At 75.2% G+C, this 3,035-nt stretch carries 4 protein-coding genes; 1 reads left to right on the top strand and 3 read right to left on the bottom strand.

Annotated features, from left to right (window positions below; translation table 11 throughout):
* A partial coding sequence (locus tag ABD844_RS34205; protein ID WP_344887174.1) for an FAD-dependent oxidoreductase occupies window positions 1-491 on the bottom strand: 491 nt, incomplete at its 3' end.
* A complete protein-coding gene (locus ABD844_RS34200; protein ID WP_344887172.1) occupies window positions 454-993 on the bottom strand; it encodes a TetR/AcrR family transcriptional regulator in 540 nt (179 codons plus the stop codon). The genes ABD844_RS34200 and ABD844_RS34205, both read right to left, overlap by 38 nt.
* 31 nt (window positions 994-1,024) lie before the next feature.
* On the opposite strand from ABD844_RS34200, the gene ABD844_RS34195 reads away from it, so the two are divergent.
* Window positions 1,025-2,581, top strand: coding sequence for an FAD-binding oxidoreductase (locus ABD844_RS34195; RefSeq protein WP_344887176.1), 1,557 nt, complete (start codon window positions 1,025-1,027; stop codon window positions 2,579-2,581).
* On the opposite strand, the gene ABD844_RS34190 is transcribed toward ABD844_RS34195, so the two are convergent.
* A partial coding sequence (locus tag ABD844_RS34190) for an ADP-ribosylglycohydrolase family protein (RefSeq protein WP_344887170.1) occupies window positions 2,578-3,035 on the bottom strand: 458 nt, incomplete at its 5' end. The genes ABD844_RS34195 and ABD844_RS34190 overlap by 4 nt on opposite strands.

Genomic DNA, 3,035 nt, shown 5'->3' with positions numbered 1-3,035 from the left:
TCGCGGGACAGGACGGGCGCCAGCGTGCGGGCGCGGGCCGCGTTGAGCCGGGTCGGCCCTGGCAGCAGGCGGCGCTGGGTGCGCGCGGCGGCACGCAGCCCGTCGCCCAGCCGGTAGCCGGCCATCACCAGCGCCGCCTGCTGCCGGGTGACGGCCGGCGTCAGCGGCAGCACGTACGGGTGCGCTCTGACCAGGTGCGGAGCCGTCCTGCGGAGCAGGATGCCGCGCTCGACCGCGCTCTCGTAGGCCACGTCCACCTGCCCCTTGGCCAGGTAGCGCAGGCCGCCGTGCGCCATTTTGGAGCTCCATCTGGAGGTGCCGAAAGCCAGGTCGTGCGCGTCGATCGCCGCTACACTCAGCCCCCGGGAGAGAGAGTCGAGTGCGGCGCCCGCGCCCGTCGCACCGATGCCCACGACCAGCACGTCCAGCCGTTCCTCCGCCACCCGGCGCAGCTCACGCGAGCGTCGGGCGGCGTTCAGCGAGCTGTCCAAGATACGCCTCCAGCAGTGTGGCGAGTTCGGTGTCGAGTTCGTCCATCGTCACGGGGTCGAGCATGGTCGGGGCCGACAGCAGGAACGACTGGGCGACCAGCAGCACCGCCCTGGCCCTGCGCGGGTCGCCGACGGCCCGCTCCAGCACCTCCAGCACGGCCTCGTGGCTGGCGCCGCGCCGGTCCAGCAGATACGGCATGAGCAGTTCGGGGTCCGCCTCCACGATCTTGCGCCACAGCGGGTGTTCGCGTAGTCCCCGTACCCCGGCCACGACCGCGCGCACCGGGTCGGACATGTCGAGCCCGGCCACCACGCGCACCCACTCCCGCGTCATCACGTCGGCGACCAGCGTGCGCACGTCGGGCCAGCGGCGGTAGAGCGTCATCCGCGACACTCCCGCCCGGCGGGCCACGTCGGTGAGCGTCGTCCTGCGCACCCCGTACGCCAGCACGCAGTCGCGGGCCGCGTCCAGTACGCCCTCATTGTGACGAATCGACGTCATATGTCACAGTGTAAGCGTGACTGGAGAACCCATGCTGTGGTCGGGGTGGGGCGACCCCGGCAAGGCCCGTGAGCTGCCGGAACGCGTACGCGAGCTGCTGCGCGACCTGCTCGGCGTGCGTGCCCCCGCCGTCCCCGCCGCAGCCCTGGAGTCGGTACGGCTGCCGCCGGTCGCGCTGACGGAGCCGCTGCTCGGCGCGCTCGCCGGCGTCACGGGTCCCGGGCACGTCCTGACCGGGCACGAGGACCGGGTCCGGCACACGCGCGGCAAGTCGACCCCCGACCTGCTGCGCATGCGCGCGGGTGACGGCTCCGACGCGCCCGACGCCGTGGTGCTGCCCGGCTCGCACGACGAGGTGGCCGAGCTGCTGCGGCTGTGCGCGCGGGAGCGGATCGCGGTCGTGCCGTTCGGCGGCGGCACCTCCGTGGTGGGCGGGCTCGCCGCCGCCCGCGCGGGCTTCGCCGGGGTGATCGCGCTCGACCTGGGCAGGCTCGACCGGCTGCGGTCGGTGGACGCGGAGTCGATGGTGGCCGAGTTCGAGCCCGGCGCGCGGGCTCCCGACGCCGAGCGGCTGCTCGCCGGGCACGGGCTCACGCTGGGGCACTTCCCCCAGTCCTTCGAGTACGCCACGCTCGGCGGCTTCGCCGCGGCCCGCTCCAGCGGCCAGGGCTCGGCCGGGTACGGCCGCTTCGACGACATGGTCGTGGGCCTCACCCTGGCCACCCCGTCGGGCACCCTGGAACTCGGCCGCGCCCCCAAGTCGGCCGCCGGGCCCGACCTGCGCCAGCTCGTCCTCGGCTCGGAGGGCGCGTTCGGCGTGATCACGTCGCTGCGGCTGCGGGTCCGCCGCGCCCCCGCCGAGCGGCGGTACGAGGGATGGCACTTCGCGTCGTTCGCCGCCGGGTCCGCAGCCGTGCGGGCGCTGGCCCAGGAAGGCCCGCTGCCGACCGTGCTCAGGCTCTCCGACGAGACCGAGACGATGATCGGCCTGGCAAAGCCGGACGAGATCGGCTCCGGCGGCTCCGGCTGCCTGCTGATCGCCGGTTACGAGGGCGCCCGGGTGGCGACCAGGCACGCCGCCGCCTCCGCCCTGCTGACCCGGATGGGAGGCCGGGCCCTCGGGCCGGAGCCCGGACGGGCCTGGGAGCAGGGCCGCTACTCCGCGCCCTACCTGCGCGACTCCCTGCTCGCGGCCGGGGCCACCGTCGAGACGCTGGAGACGGCCGGCTTCTGGGCGAACCTGCCCCGGCTGTACGACGCCGTCCGCCTGGCCCTGCTGGGCTCGCTCGGGTCGCCGCTCGTGATGTGCCACATCTCGCACGTGTACGAGACGGGCGCCTCGCTCTACTTCACCGTCGTCACCCCGCAGGACGCCGACCCGGTGGCGCAGTGGGAGCGGGCGAAGGCGGCGGTGAACGCCGCGATCGTGACGGCGGGCGGCACGATCACCCACCACCACGGGGTGGGGCGGGACCACCTCGGCGCGTACGCGGAGGAGATCGGGGCCGTGGGGGTGCGCGTCCTGCGGGCGGTCAAGGCCGAGTTGGACCCCGCCGGGGTGCTCAACCCCGGCGTCCTCGTCCCCTAGCCATCCCTGCGCCCGGCCTGGCCGGTGTCCCGCTCGTTCGCCGCGACGAGGTCGTCGGCGACCGCGGCGAGCGACGTGCCGGAGAGCTGCGGCAGGCAGTGGCCCCGCACCCGGTCGACCTTCGCCCGCCACGTGGCCGGCAGCGCCTCGGCGCCGCTCAGGGCGCCGGTGAGCGCGCCCACCATCGCGGGCATGCTGTCGCTCTGCTTGGCGACCATGCCGGCCAGCGGCAGCGCGGTGACCGGGTCGCCGCCGGTCGCCAGGACGATCGCGTACGCCGAGGCGAGCGTCTCAGGGGCGACGGTGCCGAAGCTGTAGGAGGCGTTCGCCACCTGGTCGTTGAGGTCGGCGACGAGGTCCAGCGGCGACGGGGCCGCCGCGGCGAGGACGAGCGCCCGCGCCGTCTGCCGGGAGAGCCACGACCCGGCCGGGATCCGGTCGGCTCCGACGGCGA

The organism is Nonomuraea antimicrobica (genome assembly GCF_039536965.1).
In the GTDB taxonomy this organism is placed as follows: domain Bacteria; phylum Actinomycetota; class Actinomycetes; order Streptosporangiales; family Streptosporangiaceae; genus Nonomuraea; species Nonomuraea antimicrobica.
This window is presented reverse-complemented; position numbering and strand designations above follow the sequence as displayed.

Coding starts and splice junctions, on each gene's coding strand:
- ABD844_RS34200 (WP_344887172.1), bottom strand. CDS start 993: ATGACGTCGATTCGTCACAATGAGGGCGTACTGGACGCGGCCCGCGAC.
- ABD844_RS34195 (WP_344887176.1), top strand. CDS start 1,025: ATGCTGTGGTCGGGGTGGGGCGACCCCGGCAAGGCCCGTGAGCTGCCG.